Origin of the sequence: Aeromonas sp. FDAARGOS 1408 (genome assembly GCF_019048665.1) — a bacterium.
Lineage (GTDB): Bacteria > Pseudomonadota > Gammaproteobacteria > Enterobacterales > Aeromonadaceae > Aeromonas > Aeromonas dhakensis.
In genome coordinates this window covers 773,761-787,932 of record NZ_CP077394.1, presented here as the reverse complement: position 1 = coordinate 787,932, position 14,172 = coordinate 773,761, and the positions used below count along the sequence as shown (strand labels likewise).

At 53.4% G+C, this 14,172-nt stretch carries 15 protein-coding genes; 4 read left to right on the top strand and 11 right to left on the bottom strand.

The genetic code is table 11. The features are described 5' to 3' along the window. Positions 1–47: 47 nt before the first annotated feature. The 5 genes from arsC to I6L38_RS03810 form a co-directional block, all read right to left on the bottom strand. On the bottom strand, positions 48–473 hold the full coding sequence (gene arsC, locus I6L38_RS03830) for a glutaredoxin-dependent arsenate reductase (RefSeq protein WP_025201990.1): 426 nt from the start codon (positions 471–473) through the stop codon (positions 48–50). Positions 474–536: 63 nt separating this feature from the next. After that, complete coding sequence (gene arsB / locus I6L38_RS03825; RefSeq protein WP_216989174.1) at positions 537–1,601, bottom strand: ACR3 family arsenite efflux transporter; 1,065 nt, start codon at positions 1,599–1,601, stop codon at positions 537–539. A 101-nt stretch (positions 1,602–1,702) separates the two neighbouring features. Beyond that, positions 1,703–3,466, bottom strand: coding sequence for an arsenical pump-driving ATPase (gene arsA / locus I6L38_RS03820; RefSeq protein ID WP_216989173.1), 1,764 nt, complete (start codon positions 3,464–3,466; stop codon positions 1,703–1,705). A 39-nt stretch (positions 3,467–3,505) separates the two neighbouring features. Then, positions 3,506–3,874 (bottom strand): arsenite efflux transporter metallochaperone ArsD, encoded by a 369-nt coding sequence (gene arsD, locus I6L38_RS03815; protein ID WP_005298749.1) that lies wholly within the window; start codon positions 3,872–3,874, stop codon positions 3,506–3,508. Positions 3,875–3,878: 4 nt separating this feature from the next. Continuing rightward, the gene (locus tag I6L38_RS03810) at positions 3,879–4,247 is read right to left on the bottom strand and encodes a helix-turn-helix transcriptional regulator (RefSeq protein WP_017788574.1); all 369 of its coding nucleotides are present in this window, start codon (positions 4,245–4,247) and stop codon (positions 3,879–3,881) included. 192 nt (positions 4,248–4,439) lie between these two features. Between I6L38_RS03810 and I6L38_RS03805 the strand changes: the two genes are divergently transcribed. Next, positions 4,440–4,748: a DUF134 domain-containing protein gene (locus tag I6L38_RS03805; RefSeq protein ID WP_026139307.1), complete on the top strand. Its 309-nt coding sequence runs from the start codon at positions 4,440–4,442 to the stop codon at positions 4,746–4,748. Further along, positions 4,745–5,269 carry a NifB/NifX family molybdenum-iron cluster-binding protein gene (locus I6L38_RS03800; protein WP_117405209.1) on the top strand — a complete coding sequence of 175 codons (525 nt, stop codon included), beginning with the start codon at positions 4,745–4,747 and terminating at the stop codon, positions 5,267–5,269. The genes I6L38_RS03805 and I6L38_RS03800 overlap by 4 nt, the downstream gene beginning before the upstream one ends. 213 nt (positions 5,270–5,482) lie before the next feature. Here I6L38_RS03800 and I6L38_RS03795 read toward each other — a convergent pair whose 3' ends face one another. Continuing rightward, positions 5,483–6,574: an HD-GYP domain-containing protein gene (locus tag I6L38_RS03795; RefSeq protein ID WP_216989172.1), complete on the bottom strand. Its 1,092-nt coding sequence runs from the start codon at positions 6,572–6,574 to the stop codon at positions 5,483–5,485. Positions 6,575–7,225: 651 nt separating this feature from the next. Here I6L38_RS03795 and I6L38_RS03790 point away from each other — a divergent pair. Next, on the top strand, positions 7,226–7,801 hold the full coding sequence (locus I6L38_RS03790) for a recombinase family protein (protein WP_216989171.1): 576 nt from the start codon (positions 7,226–7,228) through the stop codon (positions 7,799–7,801). Between the two features lie 275 nt (positions 7,802–8,076). Here the strand turns inward: I6L38_RS03790 and I6L38_RS03785 are convergent, their stop codons facing one another. From I6L38_RS03785 to I6L38_RS03765, 5 genes are all read right to left on the bottom strand, one after another. Then, on the bottom strand, positions 8,077–8,295 hold the full coding sequence (locus I6L38_RS03785; RefSeq protein WP_118854097.1) for a hypothetical protein: 219 nt from the start codon (positions 8,293–8,295) through the stop codon (positions 8,077–8,079). A 181-nt stretch (positions 8,296–8,476) separates the two neighbouring features. Further along, positions 8,477–9,604, bottom strand: a complete 1,128-nt coding sequence (locus tag I6L38_RS03780; RefSeq protein WP_216989170.1) for a hypothetical protein — start codon at positions 9,602–9,604, stop codon at positions 8,477–8,479. A gap of 235 nt (positions 9,605–9,839) precedes the next feature. After that, positions 9,840–10,307, bottom strand: coding sequence for a hypothetical protein (locus I6L38_RS03775; RefSeq protein WP_216989169.1), 468 nt, complete (start codon positions 10,305–10,307; stop codon positions 9,840–9,842). A gap of 109 nt (positions 10,308–10,416) precedes the next feature. Then, entirely contained in the window at positions 10,417–10,677 is a 261-nt protein-coding gene (locus I6L38_RS03770; protein WP_216989168.1) for a hypothetical protein, read from the bottom strand. 159 nt (positions 10,678–10,836) lie between these two features. After that, positions 10,837–12,681, bottom strand: coding sequence for a recombinase family protein (locus I6L38_RS03765; protein WP_216989167.1), 1,845 nt, complete (start codon positions 12,679–12,681; stop codon positions 10,837–10,839). 16 nt (positions 12,682–12,697) lie between these two features. On the opposite strand from I6L38_RS03765, the gene rimO reads away from it, so the two are divergent. Then, entirely contained in the window at positions 12,698–14,026 is a 1,329-nt protein-coding gene (gene rimO / locus I6L38_RS03760; RefSeq protein ID WP_216989166.1) for a 30S ribosomal protein S12 methylthiotransferase RimO, read from the top strand. Positions 14,027–14,172: the final 146 nt, after the last annotated feature.

The following is a 14,172-nucleotide window of genomic DNA, read 5'->3' as shown; positions in this document are numbered from 1 at the left end:
CATCTGCACCGTCCGGGTCAGCCGGTGACGCTCGGCCCCGCTCCCTGTCAACGCAGCCGCTTGCCGTGCTCGTCCACCACCTGCTCGCCATCTTCCTTGGCGAAGGCCCCTTTTTGCTGATCGGGCAATATATCGAGCACCAACTCCGACGGGCGGCACAGTCGGGTGCCAAGGGGGGTGACCACTATGGGACGGTTGATGAGGATGGGGTGGGCCAGCATGGCGTCGATCAGTGCGTCATCGCTGAAGCGATCTTCCGCCAGCCCGAGCGCCTCATAGGGAGGCACGTTCTTGCGCAGCAGCTCGCGCACCGGCATCCCCATGGCGGCGATCAGCGCCACCAGCTCATCGCGTGAGGGGGGCGTCTCCAGATAGTGGATGACGGTCGGCTCGACGCCGCTGTTGCGAATAAGCTCGAGGGTGTTACGGGAGGTGCCGCACTCTGGATTGTGATAGATGGTGATTGCACTCATTGGCATGTCTCTCATGGCTTAAGTGAATAAAAACATTGGATAAAAAGGGTTAGCGGCCATCTGTTAACGGCTTAGCCCCGCTTCGTACCAGGGTTTGCTGGCGTTGACGATGCGCACCACCAGCAGCATGACCGGCACCTCGATCAGCACCCCGACCACGGTGGCGAGCGCCGCGCCGGAGTGAAAGCCGAACAGGCTGATAGCAGCGGCCACCGCCAGCTCGAAGAAGTTGGAGGCACCGATGAGGGCGGAGGGACAGGCCACCGAGTGCTTCTCCCCCACCTTGCGGTTGAGCCAGTAGGCCAATCCTGAGTTGAACAGCACCTGGATCAGGATCGGCACCGCCAACAGGGCGATGACCAGCGGCTGCTCAATGATGGCGTTGCCCTGAAAGGCGAACAGCAGCACCAGGGTGAGCAACAGGGCCGCCACCGACCAGGGCTGGATGCGGGTCATGACGCTGTCAAAATGGGCCTGCCCCTTTTGCAACAAGGCCTTGCGCAGCAGTTGGGCGATGATGACGGGGATGACGATATAGAGCACCACAGAGGTGAGCAGGGTATCCCAGGGCACCACTATGCTGGAGACCCCGAGCAGCAGCGCCACCAGCGGAGCGAAGGCAAACACCATGATGAGATCGTTCACCGCCACCTGCGACAGGGTGAAGTAGGGATCGCCGTTGGTGAGGCGACTCCAGACAAACACCATGGCGGTGCAGGGGGCGGCCGCCAGCAGGATCAGCCCCGCCACATAGCTGTCGAGCTGATCCGCCGGCAGCCAGTCGGCAAACAGCACCCGGATGAAGAGCCAGCCGAGGAAGGCCATGGAGAAGGGCTTGACCAGCCAGTTGATGAAGAGGGTGACCCCAATCCCCTTGAGGTGCCCCTTCACCTGATGCAGGGCACCGAAGTCGATCTTGAGCAGCATGGGGATGATCATCACCCAGATAAGCAGTCCCACCGGCAGGTTGACCCTGGCCACCTCCATGGCGCCGATGGCCTTGAAGAGTTCCGGCAGGCCCTGCCCTAGCCCAATCCCCACCAGAATGCAGAGGGCCACCCAGGCGGTGAGGTAACGTTCAAAAAAGCCAATCGCCGGTTGGCTCTTGGCATCACAGGTTGCAGACATGAGGGCTCCCGATGCGGTCATCCCGCATCTCTTTCGTTAACGACAAATATCCATCCGCCCCGACCACGCGGCCGGGGCCCTTGTTCAGTGATGCTGACTGTTCAGTGGTGCTGGCAGAGGCGGCGCAGGGCATCCGCCCCCACCGGCTCCTCGGCAAGCAGCGGCACCACGGCGTAGCGGCTGGCATGCTGCCGCTCGACCGCCTCGACATGGGGCAACTGGCGCTCGGCCCGCAGTTGCAGCAGCGGCGAGCTGACCGCGGCTTGCTGCAGACTGTGGTTGATGAGCCAGGCCCAGGGCTCGATGCCGGCACGGCGCAGATCGGCCTGCAGATTGGCTGCCTCCTGCACCGGGGTGGGCTCGGGCAGGGTGACGATCAGCACCTTGGTCTGCTTGGGGTCCTGCAGCTGCATCATGGGGGTGGTGAAGTGCAGCCCCTTGCTTCCCATCTGACGGGCGATCTCCCTGTGGTAGGCGCCGGTGGCATCGAGCAGCAGCAGGGTGTGGCCGGTGGGGGCGGTATCCATCACCACGAAGCGCTTGCCCGCCTCGCGGATGATGCGCGAGAAGGCCTGAAACACGGCGATCTCCTCGGTACAGGGGGAGCGCAAGTCCTCCTCCAGCAGCGCTCTCCCCTGCTCGTCCAGTGCATCCCCCTTGCTGGCCAGCACCTGGGCGCGGTAGCGCTCGGTCTCGGCGCGGGGGTCGATGCGGCTCACCTCGAGATGGGGCAGGTTGCCTGCCAGCGTCTCGCCGAGGTGCGCGGCCGGATCCGAGGTGGTGAGGTGCACCGGCAGGCCGCGGCTTGCCAGCTCCACCGCCACGGCGGCCGCCAGGGTGGTTTTACCCACCCCGCCCTTGCCCATCAGCATGATAAGGCCGTGACCGTCGGCGGCCAGCTCGTCAACCAGCGAACTCAACTCGGGCTGGACTGGCAGATGGGCTGACGTTGCCAGTGGTGCCTGCTCACCAGCATCCTGTGGTTGCAGCAGCTGGCGCAAACTGTCGAGCCCCACCAGGTTGGTGGCCAGCAGCGGCACCTGATCCCGAGCCAGCCCCTTTATTCCCTGCGGCATGTCGGCAAGGGCCTGCTGCTCACGCCGCCAGATGGCCTGCGCCAGCGTGTCACCGGCGATAGCGTCTGCGGGGAAGAGGCCATTGATCACCAGCTGCTGGTTTGCCAGGCCGATGGCCGCCAGCTCCTCGTGGGTGCGGGCCACTTCCCGCAGGGTGGAGTGCTGGGCGCGCGCCACCAGCACCAGCCGGGTGCGCACGCCGTCGGCCAGCGCCGCGACGGCCTCGGCATACTGGCTGCGCTGTTTCTCCAGCCCCGCCAGCGGGCCGAGGCAGGAGGCATCCCCCTTGCCCTGCGCCAGAAATTCGCTCCAGGCCCCCGGCAGTTGCAGCAGGCGGATGGTGTGGCCGGTGGGGGCGGTGTCGAAGAGGATATGGTCGTACTCCGAGCGCAGCGCCGGGTCGGTGAGCAGGGCGGTAAACTCGTCAAAGGCGGCGATCTCGGTGGTGCAGGCGCCGGAGAGCTGCTCCTCTATGCTGCGCACCACGCGCTCGGGCAGCTTGCCGCGCACCGGCCCGACAATCCGCTCCCGATAGGCCTTGGCCGCCGCCGGGGGATCTATCTCCAGCGCCGACAAACCGGGCACAGCGGCGATGGCGGTAATGCGATTACCGATGTCGGTGGCAAACACCTGCCCCACGTTGGAGGCGGGATCCGTGCTCACCAGCAGCACCCGCTTGCCGGCGTCACAGAGGGCCACCGCACTGGCGCAGGCCAGCGAGGTCTTGCCCACCCCGCCCTTGCCGGTGAAGAAGATAAACGGCGGCGGATTGGTCAGAAAGTGATACATAGCCTCTCCCGTTACGACATGGTTTGGAATATCAATGTCTTAGCAGCAACCGCTGCCAGGACGGCAGGCCGCTTTCACTATGCCCTTGATGGTGGCCTGCGGCGCGGGCAGCCCGGCATAGCGGGCCAGCTCGCCGCGGCTCGGATAACGGCCGGTCAGCACCACCTGACCCTCCACCAGCACCAGCGGCAACCCCTCCTCCCCGGCGTGGGTGAGAAAGGCGCTGACCGCAGGTGTTTCGGCAAACTGCAGCGGCTGCTGGGCCAGATTGAAACGCTCGATGGCAACGCCCTGCTCCCTGGCCCAGGCCAGATCGGCGGCAAAGGTGACCAGCGCCTGATCGACCTCGGTGCCGCAGACGCCGCTGGCACAGCAGAGGGCGGGGTCGAAAATCTGAATGACTGACATGGCATTACTCCTTGTGGCAGCAGGGCTGCGCAGGCAGCACATGGGATGAGCAAGTGGACTCGGCGCGCATCATGCCGCACGCCTCCGGATGGCCGGCGCAACACTCCTCGGTGAGATAGCCGATAAGGTCCAGCATCAAGGGGATATTGGCGCGGTAGCGCAGGAAGCGCCCCTCCTGCTCCACCGACAAGAGGCCGGCATTGAGCATCGCCTTGAGATGAAACGACAGAGTGTTGGGGGCGATGTCGAGCTCGCCGGCCAGCTCGCCCGCGACCCGCCCATCCAGTCCCGCCTTGACCAGCAGCCGCCACACATCGAGCCGGATCCCGGATGCCAGCGATTCAAAGACCTTGGTGGCCGTCTCTTTGTTCATGTTTGTCTCTCGTTGGATGCGCCTTTATTTCAACTATACAAGAATCATTGAAATGATCAAGTTGCCGCCAGCTCTGCTCGTGAAGCCGCAACCTCCCTCTCAACAAGATCATGCCTTTCAATTACATTTTTCTTTAATTTGCATATGCCATTTATGCGGCGTATATGTGGCATATGCAAATTAGGAGGCGTTATGCCGAGACCAAAAATAGCCCGCCGTATCTGTGGTCGCCCCGCCAACAGTTGCTTCAAGCCCAATGGGGTCCCCATGCATGAACTGGAGCAGGTGGCCCTCGCCGCCGATGAGTTTGAGGCGCTGCGCCTGGTGGATCTGGAGGGCATGCAGCAACAGGAGGCCGCCCGACTCATGGGCGTTTCTCGCCAGACCTTGGCCAATACCCTCAAGCGCGCCCGCTACAAGGTGGTGGAGTGCCTGAGCTTAGGTAAGGCCCTGTTGATGCAACCCGACGTCCCGCAACCCGGTGGAGAAACCGCGCAATGAACCAGAACGTGAATACAGCAGCAGCCGTGCCAGGCAACCATGCCATCCTGTTGAGCCGGGGCCGGCCATCCGCCCACGTCAGCCGGGCTGAGCAACTGCAGATTGTCAGTCCAGCCGGCGAGGTGCTCGCGACCATGTCCAACCCGGCCAACGGCGAGGGTTGCCGTGGCAAACAGGCCCTGCTGGCGACGCTACAGGCCCATGCCGTCACTCAGGTGCTGGTGCGAAACATCGGTGAGCACATGCTGGGCCGACTGCTCGATGCCGGGATATCGGTATGGCAGTACCGCTCGGCGCACCTTGATCTGTCTGGTGTCCACCTTCAGCCGCTGACCGACGCCAGCCAGGGCAGTCCGTCACGCCGCAAGGCCAGCAAGGCCGGGAGTCTTATCAAGGGGATCCAGCCATCCTGCAACGGCCGCAAGGGGAAACAGATCGGTAGGGAAAGTGGTTGTCACCAGGCGGAGCAGTGCGGCTGCAATCATCAACAGGGGGACAAACCATGTCACACCTGCTGCTGAGCATGCTGGCCGCCTTCCCATTGATCCTGGCCATGAGCGCCCTGCTCTGGTGGCGCCAAACCCGGCTAGCGGCAGAGCGCCAGGGCACTAGCGACCGGCCTTGTGGCTGCGCAAGCACTTGCTCTGAGCATCTCTATCAAATTGCAGAGCCCGCCCCCAGGCATTCACCCCGGTAAGCAAGCCAACCCTAGCACCGAGAGCGTGAACGAGAGGTCAGGTTATGGCCGGATCCCGATACTGCTGATGGATGGCGCGAAACGCCTCCTTGCTGCGCAGCGCAGCCGCGACGCAGACAGGGTCGAACTGGCTGCCAGCATGGGTTTCGAGGTAGGCAAAGGCCGTTTCGAACGGCCAGGCCTGCTTGTAGGGACGCTCGCTGGTGAGCGCGTCGAACACATCCGCCACCGTGACGATGCGGGCCTCCAGCGGGATCGCCTGCCCTGCCAGCCCCTCCGGGTAGCCCTGGCCGTCGAAACGCTCATGATGGTAGGCAATGATGTTCTTGAGCATGTCGGTGTGATGGATGCCGTCCAGCCCAAACTCCTTGATCATCAGGGCGATCATCTCCCGTCCCTTGAGCGGGTGGATCTTCATCACTGCGTACTCCTCCGGGGTCAGCTTGCCCGGTTTGAGCAGGATGGCGTCCGGCACCGCAATCTTGCCGATGTCGTGCAGCTCGGAGAAGAGATGAATAAACTCCACCTCCTCGTCATTGAGGGGGTAATGGGCTGCCACCTCGCGGGCGATGAGCCGCGAATAGCCCGACATGCGGTGCAGATGGTTGGCGGTCTCCTCGTCCCGGTAGCGGCTGAACTCCCGCGCCGTGGTCAGCGCCCCGTTCAGGGTCTGGATGGAGAAAAACTCAACGGCGATGATGGCTGCCAGGATCTGGGCATAGGCCGCCAGCTCACCGCGAATGGCCGCATCGAAATAGCCGGGCTCCCTGGCATCGCAAAACAGAAAACCGAACAGCCGGCTGTTGAACAGCAGCGGCTCGGTGTAACTCGACTCATAACCGGCCGCCAGCAGCTTGCGGCTGTGCTCGGCGGGGGACCCCTGCAGCGAGCCCAGGGTATCGAGCACCCTGGGTTGCTGGCGCTCGGCCAGATAGCGCAGGGAGGGCACCTCGCTCAGCTTCACCTCGTACTGCAACAGCGGCGAGCCCCCCTCCGTGCTGTGGGCAAAGGTCTTGAGCTTGTCCGTCTGCTGGTCATAGATGGCGACCGCAACCCGGCTCAACTTGTCAAACCGCTGCCTGAGCGTGGCGTGCACGTTCTGCACTTTTTCGCCAAATGAACTCTCCATCCCGCACGTCCTTCTGCTATTCCTGCAGGGAGTATAGTGACCCCTGTTTTTACTCTCCTGCCAAATTGACTCAAGCGTCAGCAACAGAGATCACAACCCCGCTGGCCGGCCGGCAAGGCCTGTTGCCACCATGGTTTTCTCCTTTGACGGCCCATTGTGGCCCGGGCAAAGAGATTGTTCGCTTCCGACGTGCCGGCTGTATAGTTTTTGGTTAGCCATTCCGGTAAAATCCGCGCCCTAAAACTAGAGCCACCTAAGAGTGATTGAGCGATGTCCAACACAAAACAGGCCCCCAAAGTAGGATTCGTCTCCTTGGGTTGCCCTAAGCATTAAAAGATTACAATCCAAAAGCCACCCCCGCCTGACGGCTCAATGTCTCGACTTGACCCCTCAAGTGCAACCCCACCTTTATATTAGGCATTGCTAATTAACAGGCACCGTATACCCCAAATAATTTGTTCAAGTGATTTTGAAATATCGTGGAGGTAAAACCTCCGTGCCTATAGCACCATTTTATAGGTATCAAAAAACGAATGTTAAATGATACTAGCAAAGTACCTGTCTATCTGGTATCAACAAAATAGCTTGAACAATTGATGATACCATTACATAATGATACCAGATTAGTTGATACCAAGGTTGAGGGATATTATGGGAAGAGTGTTTGGGTATGGTCGTGTCAGTACAGTAGAGCAGACAAGCGAGAACCAACTGTTGGCGATACGCAATGCTGGTTATGAGGTTCAAGATAGCCGTTGGTTGTCTGAGGTGGTATCGGGCAGCGTTAGTGCAATGGAGCGCCCTATGTTCTCTAATCTCGTTCTGAACAAGCTGGAAGCTGGGGACACGGTGGTTGTGTTGAAGCTGGATAGATTGGGCAGGGATAACATAGACGTACAGAACACTGTCAGTATGTTGTGTGAGAAGGGTGTCAAGTTGGTTTGTTTGGATCTTCCAGTCAGTAACTTGTCAAGCCCAGAAGGCAAGCTAATGCTGCAATTGATGGGCGCTTTTGCAGAATTTGAAAGGAATAGGATTAGAGAAAGAACAGTCGAGGGATTAGTAAGGGCCAAGGCGGAAGGTAAGAAGCTGGGGAGACCAGAGGCAACAGAGACAACAGAGCAGGTGCAGAAGTGTAAAGACGAGGGACTAAGCCAGAGCGAAACAGCTAAGGCGTTGAATGTTGGGATTGCTACCGTTAAACGTCACTGGAACAAAACTATTTAAAACAGTGACTTAAAAATTTATGAATATTCAGAGGGCTGCCGTTATGGTGGCCCTTTTTGTTTTCTCACTGTCAATAAATGCAATGTAACCGTCTGATTTTACTATTATTTATAACGATAAAAATTCACAACCATACATGGCGCAAGCCAGTATTTATGCGGGCTGGTGGCCCATGCCGATATTGAAAACAATTTTTATTTCATGCCCCCCTCCGGATTGAAGAGGGGGTTTTGTTAGGCAATTTAAAAAACTGATGATTAGTATTTAACCATTAATTAATTCATCAACTTTTTAAGTGCATCAAGTTTATCTATGATTTCAAAAGAATTACTGGGTATAACCAGTGCTAACAAGTCATCAATTATAATATTAGCCTCATTTGTTTTATTGTTAATATCTTTACATATTAAGAATATATTATCCTTGTGCTCTTTCTTCACATCACTTGTGGACATCTGTTGTAATATATATTCAAGTTGTTCAACTCTTTTCATTTCAGTATTTACTCCTAAATTATAATCTTTAGCAGATCATTATGAAAACACGCAAACCCAGTCATATCAAGGCTTACAGACCGATTTCACCTCTCTTAGCGTATACTTTGATAAGGTAAGTGCCCATGTTTTTCGCGCTTACCTTATCACACAAACAACCAAAATTCTAATGAGTAGCCTATTAGAAGGGATATTCTTCCAGTTCAAAATCTGGGGAAATGAAACTTTCATGAACGCTGGTTCTCCAGCTATTCAACTTTGCAACAGGCAAAGTGTTTACATAACCTTGTAATTTCGATGGGACATTGGGTACGGGATTATCACTATACCTTTCAAGGACATTACACAAAGAGATTGTCATCAGTGCAAGCTCCTTATGTGCATGTAGAATAGCGGCACGATAACACGCCTCTAATAATGTTTTGGCCCTTGTAAAATCGCTACAGTAAATGTTAGGTATACTTGTCCCCCAACTTACCGCATCGGATAACCAAGATAATATTTCTATGGTCTCGTGCAGACTAGCTTCAGGGAACAAACGTGACTGTCTGTCAATCTCACGCTGTAACACACTCAGAAGGCTTACAGAGCCATCTCCCTTATAGGATGTAGAAACGTAACCCATACTATCCAAAAGTAATTTAAAATCACTCTGGGAAAGTTTGGCTAGATAGCTTTCTGTAAAGGTAGTGTCCCGCTTCATCACCCACTTGATTTGCTTATATCTCATTGTCTCAGAGGGTTTTCTTTGTTCAACCAGATTTAGCAATTCAGATTGGTAGTGTATCTTTAGTTTCTTAAATGCTTCTGATTTATCTTTGCAGGATAATTCTGGTTTTAACGTTTCAAGTGGAATAGAGACACCAAAAGGAAGGATGCCATTTTTAAAACTTCGATTTAACGTAGCAGGCCAAATCCCAAGATTATTAGGGTGAAGTGTCCCCATTTGTCCACCAGCACCAACAACAGGAATGTAATGAGATATATCTAATTTTAATTCATTCTCCATGTTAAACTGGAGGCGTTGTTTACATGCATAGAGATCATAAAGGTTAACAAAATCAACGCCATCGAGAATCTGTACCGTCTGTGCCCGTTCGCATTGAGAGAGTACAAATAACATAAACCCAGTATTTAGTAATTTGTTTATTTTTGCATCTGGAGAAGTTGCGCGGACTATGCGGGACTGACCGCCACGATTGAAGGTTTGACGGCAAGAGTCACTACAAAATTTTGCAGTTGAACGCTGAGGACTAAAAAATTTTTTACAATGTTTACATTTTTTATTCTTGTTTTTCTTTGTTGTCATAGTGGCCCTCGAATCTGGACAATATCTGCACCAGTTCATGGGCTGGCACGTTGGTTATAAGTTTTCTTAGAAAGCTCTGCGCACTCTTACCAGTCTGACTCATACACTCCTGTAAAGTTGTATCAGCTTGGCGACCGAGTTCAATTGTAATTCGCATCGTTTACCCCTAATTTAAATTAAAATAATTGGCAACCATGAACAATATAATATCTGGCTGCCAAAAACAAGATATTTATCAAGAGAGCAAGAAAGATTTGAGTCTGTTTGCCATCTCATCTTGTTCCTTTTTCAATGCTGCTGCTGCTTTGGCTTCTGCTTCCTCTGCTGCGCTTGCCATCAAGATCTGCACTTCTTTATCAATGGCTGCAAGGCGTTGCTGTTCAAACTCACTAATCAATTCTTGGCGCTTTTGCTCCATATTCTCTTGAATCACATTATCCGGCAACATCAGAGTTACTTGATTGTTCGCTACACCAAAATAACAGGAATGCGGTGCAGTCCCCACGAAGCGGTAGCCTTTGAGAATTAGTTCCTGCATCTCTTGCAGAACAAGAAAGGCATGAGTATTTTGTACCGCATGTGTATGGATAGGCAGAGATTCATACCCATCAAGATTACGGGTCACATATTCGTCTTGTTCTGATTGGTTAAACTTATATTTCTCTTTAATTTTAGTTAGCATTGATTCTAATTTTTTGTCCATGTGGAAATCCTCTTGTTAAATTCAAAAATGGTAATGAGTAATAAAAATAAAATGTCGAATGGGACGCCACAAAACTGGAGCATCCTTATAAACATGTATGCCAGCAAAATTATTCTGGTAAATAATGGTATTCAGGGGATCCGTGACGCCACGTTTTCTTAATTAGAAGGTGAGATTCAAAGCGGTCGAGAAGTGCAGTTAAATTAGGGTGATTAATGTTGCCCATTCTTTCATGAATGTCACGGCGTGAGACAATGGGGCCGTCATCAATCAAAATCTGAAGGAGTTTAAGTTGGGGTTGTGTGCAGCGCAAGCCGTGAGATTTCAAAATAATTTTTAGCTTTGTGAGCTCGTGTTTAGCATTGGCCATCGAACCTCTTATAGGTATGGATTAAATAATAAAATGGGGCACCAAAGGAACCCCAGTAAATTACAAGAATGTTGTAAAACTATCTATGTAACTATTATACATATTAACATATTTTCATAAAATTTTCAATAGTTGCAACTGTTATTTTTAATATATTTTTTACTTTCGTGCTTTCAGTTCTTTATTTAAAACTGGTGTGAAACGTGACAATACCGGTTGCATTTTTAACCACAGCCTTTCCTCTAACTCATTGATTTTAAATGTTAAATCACCAAGTTTATATAATGTTGCCGGATCTATACTGTCGCGGACAATTTCTATTTCCTTATGGTCTTCTTGTTCTGTCAGGTCAAGCGTATAGGTAAATTTCGGTTGTGCCTCATTTGATGGCGGCAAGGTCGTATCTCCACTATAAACCACGAAACTATCATCCTGTGATTCAAAGGCTATCATGTAAGTCTTGTCGTTCCGTTTGTCTAAATAGACATTGGAAAATAGATTTCTAATCGTCTCGCGCAATTCTTGGCGCTTCGGGTGCTTAATATCATTGATAATTTGTTCTGTTAGATTATCAAATAAAAAATCGACAATTTGTTCGACCGTCTGTTCTCTACTGTTTTTCAGGGCGGCGATTTCATTTACTTTATTCAATTCAAGCGTAACTGTTTCTCTCTGGGATTGAAGGGCGCGCAAGGATGCAATAGTAGAATCAAGGTTGATTCCTGCACCAATGACTTTTTCATAATTTGAAATTTGATTGTTAATGTTTGATAATGCTTCATTTAATTCTGTAATTTTATGTTGGTATTGGTCAACGTTAGACATTCCCTTTAGTTTTAAATCGATGAACGATTTTAGCAATGGGAACACCAGCAACCTTTCTGCAATCGTGCCGTCCATGCTCCACGGCACACAACCTTTCTGTGATTTGCCTGTCTCACATACATAGCGAATTTTATTTCGGTGAGTAAAGAAACTCATAGGGCCACGGCATTTGGCACACCGTAAGATATTCAAGCCGGATAATAAGGATATTGTGTTATACCGTTTATTGCACGTTATCTTATTGTTTTCTTTAATACTTTTTAGTTTTATGAAATCTGACTCAGATATTAAAGGGGGATAATAGTTGTGTAATGTATACGTTTTGTTTTGAATGGTTATGACACGCTGACCAAACAATGCGGGGTTGTCTCGCATCTTTCTAAGTGCGGTAATACTCCAGCCTTCGGCCCTAATGGTGCCATGCTTGTTTTTATATTTTAGTGCTGGTGGGCATTCGTAGTGGTCATTTAGATAGCTACAAACACGGTACGAGCCCCAACCTTGTAGGAACAGTTCTATTGATTTCTTAGCTGCTGGCGCGTAGATGGCATGTAGCCTAACTGTTTCGTATTGTGAGCCACTATCATCAATCCAAAATGGATGCTTACCAGCGGCTTTAATGTTGACTGGTAACCCCGCATTGTGACGGTCTATTAGTGTCAAAACGTTCTTATTTGTGCGGTCTGATTTAGTCTTGGATTCTTCGTGTGCCCGACTAAACAGGAGGATAGATAACATCAAATCCGTTGGATTCGTGTTTACAGTTTCGGTGGTGTAGATCCGGCCATCAATTCCTGTGACAATGGTTAAGCCAAGACGCAACAATTTTAAAAATAATTCTTGAGAGTTTGTGATAGCTTGGCGGGATATTCTATCGAGGTTCTCAACGTACAACCACGAATCCGAAGGGATAGCGCCATCCTCAACGGCTGCAATGAATGAACCTAAAGCGCCCTGTGACGCATTTGCGCCACGGTATGCACTGACACCACTATCTAAGACTTCAATGAAGTTTAAACCGTGTTCTAATGCGAACTGACGGGCTTGTGATGCCTGTCGGGCATGGCTGGTGCCCTGTCCCTGCTTCTCTGAACTCCAACGAATATAACTGTATAAATTTTGGCCTTTGTGGTTTTGTACCATTCCTGTAAAATCCCGCGCCTTATAGACATGATGCAATGTGAGCTCTCCCCTAATGACTAACACAAAACAAGCACCGAAAGTAGGCTTTGTTTCTTTAGGTTGCCCCAAAAACCTGGTCGATTCCGAGCGCATCCTGACCCAGCTGCGTACCGAAGGGTACGACGTGGTGCCCAGCTATGACGATGCGGAGCTGGTGGTGGTCAACACCTGCGGCTTCATCGACAGCGCGGTGCAGGAGTCTCTGGAAGCCATCGGCGAGGCCCTGGCCGAAAACGGCAAGGTGATCGTCACCGGCTGCCTTGGCGCCAAAGAGAACCAGATCCGCGAGATCCACCCCAAGGTGCTCGAGATCACCGGTCCCCACGCCTATGAAGAGGTGTTGGGCCACGTCCACAAATACGTGGAAAAGCCGACCCACAACCCCTTCACCAGCCTGGTGCCGGCCCAGGGCGTCAAGCTGACCCCCCGTCACTACGCCTATCTGAAGATTTCCGAAGGCTGCAACCACCGCTGCACCTTCTGCATCATCCCCTCCATGCGCGGGGACCTGGTGAGCCGCCCCATCGGCGAGGTACTGGCCGAGGCCAAGCGCCTGAAAGAGGCCGGCGTGAAGGAGATCCTGGTGATCTCCCAGGACACCTCCGCCTACGGCGTCGACGTCAAGCACCGCACCGGCTTCTACGACGGCATGCCGGTCAAGACCAGCATGGTGGCCCTGTGCGAAGAGCTGGCCAAGCTCGGCATGTGGGTGCGCCTGCACTATGTCTACCCGTACCCGCACGTGGATGACGTCATCCCGCTGATGCGAGACGGCAAGGTACTGCCCTACCTGGACATCCCGCTGCAGCACGCCAGCCCGCGCATCCTGAAACTGATGAAGCGCCCCGGCACCGTCGAGCGCACCCTGGAACGCATCCAGAAGTGGCGCGAGATCTGCCCCGAGATCACCCTGCGCTCCACCTTCATCGTCGGCTTCCCCGGCGAGACCGAAGAAGAGTTCCAGATGCTGCTGGACTTCATCGACAAGGCAGAGCTGGATCGGGTCGGCTGCTTCAAATACAGCCCGGTCGAGGGCGCCAAGGCCAACGAGCTGCCGGATCCGATACCGGCCGAGGTGCAGGAAGAGCGCTTCCAGCGCTTCATGGAGCTGCAACAGCAGGTCTCCATCCGCAAGCTGGCCCGCAAGGTGGGCAAAGAGATGCTGGTGCTGATCGACGAGGTGGACGAAGAGGGAGCCACCGGCCGCTCCGCCGCCGATGCCCCCGAGATCGACGGCCTGGTCTACCTGAATGGTGAAACCGGCCTCAAGCCCGGCGACATGGTCAAGGTCCGCATCGACGAAGCGGACGAGTACGACCTGTGGGCCAGTCTCATCGACTGATCCCCGATAAGCGCCAATAAAAAGCCAGTCAGCTCCTGACTGGCTTTTTTGTTGGTGCCTGCGCCGCCCCCGTTTCGGATGCGACAGGCATAAAAAAACCTGCTCCGAAGAGCAGGTTTTTACCTTACGGGAGGGAAATCAGGTTG

Coding starts and splice junctions, on each gene's coding strand:
- arsC (WP_025201990.1), bottom strand. CDS start 473: ATGAGTGCAATCACCATCTATCACAATCCAGAGTGCGGCACCTCCCGT.
- arsB (WP_216989174.1), bottom strand. CDS start 1,601: ATGTCTGCAACCTGTGATGCCAAGAGCCAACCGGCGATTGGCTTTTTT.
- arsA (WP_216989173.1), bottom strand. CDS start 3,466: ATGTATCACTTTCTGACCAATCCGCCGCCGTTTATCTTCTTCACCGGC.
- arsD (WP_005298749.1), bottom strand. CDS start 3,874: ATGTCAGTCATTCAGATTTTCGACCCCGCCCTCTGCTGTGCCAGCGGC.
- I6L38_RS03810 (WP_017788574.1), bottom strand. CDS start 4,247: ATGAACAAAGAGACGGCCACCAAGGTCTTTGAATCGCTGGCATCCGGG.
- I6L38_RS03805 (WP_026139307.1), top strand. CDS start 4,440: ATGCCGAGACCAAAAATAGCCCGCCGTATCTGTGGTCGCCCCGCCAAC.
- I6L38_RS03800 (WP_117405209.1), top strand. CDS start 4,745: ATGAACCAGAACGTGAATACAGCAGCAGCCGTGCCAGGCAACCATGCC.
- I6L38_RS03795 (WP_216989172.1), bottom strand. CDS start 6,574: ATGGAGAGTTCATTTGGCGAAAAAGTGCAGAACGTGCACGCCACGCTC.
- I6L38_RS03790 (WP_216989171.1), top strand. CDS start 7,226: ATGGGAAGAGTGTTTGGGTATGGTCGTGTCAGTACAGTAGAGCAGACA.
- I6L38_RS03785 (WP_118854097.1), bottom strand. CDS start 8,295: ATGAAAAGAGTTGAACAACTTGAATATATATTACAACAGATGTCCACA.
- I6L38_RS03780 (WP_216989170.1), bottom strand. CDS start 9,604: ATGACAACAAAGAAAAACAAGAATAAAAAATGTAAACATTGTAAAAAA.
- I6L38_RS03775 (WP_216989169.1), bottom strand. CDS start 10,307: ATGGACAAAAAATTAGAATCAATGCTAACTAAAATTAAAGAGAAATAT.
- I6L38_RS03770 (WP_216989168.1), bottom strand. CDS start 10,677: ATGGCCAATGCTAAACACGAGCTCACAAAGCTAAAAATTATTTTGAAA.
- rimO (WP_216989166.1), top strand. CDS start 12,698: ATGACTAACACAAAACAAGCACCGAAAGTAGGCTTTGTTTCTTTAGGT.